We start from the raw sequence: 1,586 nt of genomic DNA, 5'->3' as shown, positions 1-1,586 counted from the left end.
GTCGACGATGCCGGAGGGGCCGAAATCCGCATTCGACCGCGCGCCGCCGCGGCCGCGGTGAACCTTCGGGCCTATGAGGACATGGGCGTCGAGGGTGTGATGCTGGCCCACGATGCAGCCCGACGCGCCATCGCCGTTCACGATCCGGACGAAGGCATCTCGCCCTACCGTCGCGACGATTTCGAGCCGATTCTTCGATCCTGCCAAGCCCGGCTCGACGTCGAGGGCGGGTACCTACCTGACCGACTGACCCTCGCGCCCCACGAACCCGTACCCGGCGCAGGTGAGAACCTCACGGTCTCCGACCGCTGGGTGATCTTCGCTCGCCATAGGTCGGACAGCTTCCTGCTGGCGGACATCGAGAACCTGAAGCGCTCCGTGAAACGTGCCGCGGAGGAACATGATCTCCCGGGTCCGGCACGGACGTTGGTCATGGGGCCTGCGGACAAGCCGTCGGGCGATCTCTGGCGCGCCCTGAGCGACCGGGTGGGTGGGACGGTCGATCACGCGCCCGAACCGGTCGGCCCAGCCGAGGCCGGCGACCTGTTCTTCCCCAAGCCGTTCAACGACGAGCAGATGGAGATCGTGCGGCGGCTCGAAGCCACGGACGGGATCGTGGTGCAGGGGCCGCCCGGGACCGGCAAGACCCACACCATCTCGAACATCATCTGCCACTACATGGCGACCGGTCGGCGCGTCCTCGTCGTCTCGCATGGCGAGCCGGCCCTTGCCGTGTTGCGTGACCAACTTCCCGACGGTGTGCGCGACCTCGCCATCAGCATCACCGCGACCGAGCGCGAGGGCTTCAAACAGCTGGAAGCGGCGGTCCGCCTTCTTCAGTCGGTGGTCGAGAGCATCAAGCCATCGGAGCAGTCGCGGTTGATCCGGGACCTCGAAGCGTCGGTAGTGGGGCTTCGGAGCCGGCTGAACGAGGTCGACGCGGAGATCGAGCGGTTTGCGCTCCGCCAGCTTTCCCCGGCATTCGGTCACGAGCGACCTGCCGAGCTTGCGCGGCGGGTCACGCTCTCAGCCGTGAGGCACGATTGGTTCAAGGACCGTCCAAGCGATGCTTCACTCGATGCGATGCCGCGGGACCAGGACGTAGCCGGCCTCCGCTCGGCGCGCCTCGCCCTCGGAGCCCGTCTCGAACACATCGACTGTGTCCTGCCGTCAATTCATGATCTGCCGGACGGCGATGTCATCGCGCGGCTGCACGATGACTTGGTCCGGTCCATACACCTGGCCGAGGCGGCGGCGAGCGAACCCTCGATCCGGGTGCGGATCATGTCCCCAAAGGACGTCGCCAAGGCGCTTGAGGCGGCGTCGGAGCTGGGATCCCTACGCCGGGCCAAGGACCTGGCGGACGATACACCGTGGCTACGGGCGCTGGCAGAGGATATCCTCTTCGCGGCCGGCGAGAACCGCATCGTCGACCTCGTAGGACGCTTTGCCGAGGACGCCCGGCCCATCGCCCTGGAACGGGAGCGGTACCTCGGCCTTCCCGTCGAGCTCCCCGAGGCCTTCGAGCCCGCTTCGCAGGAAATCGCCGGCATCGTTCGCCGGCTGGCCGCGGAAGAACCGGTGTT

General features: G+C 67.5%; 2 protein-coding genes. One reads left to right on the top strand and one right to left on the bottom strand.

The genetic code is table 11. From position 1 onward, the window contains the following. A partial coding sequence (locus J7U37_RS24735; RefSeq protein ID WP_247637470.1) for a hypothetical protein occupies positions 1–207 on the bottom strand: 207 nt, incomplete at its 3' end. A gap of 105 nt (positions 208–312) precedes the next feature. Between J7U37_RS24735 and J7U37_RS24730 the strand changes: the two genes are divergently transcribed. Next, positions 313–1,586: AAA domain-containing protein (locus tag J7U37_RS24730; RefSeq protein WP_247637469.1), on the top strand; the 1,274-nt coding region annotated here is incomplete at its 3' end.

The organism is Methylobacterium sp. 37f (assembly GCF_023093475.1).
In the GTDB taxonomy this organism is placed as follows: Bacteria; Pseudomonadota; Alphaproteobacteria; order Rhizobiales; family Beijerinckiaceae; genus Methylobacterium.
Note: the sequence above shows the minus strand (reverse complement) of the source record. Positions and strands in the feature narration are given on the sequence as shown.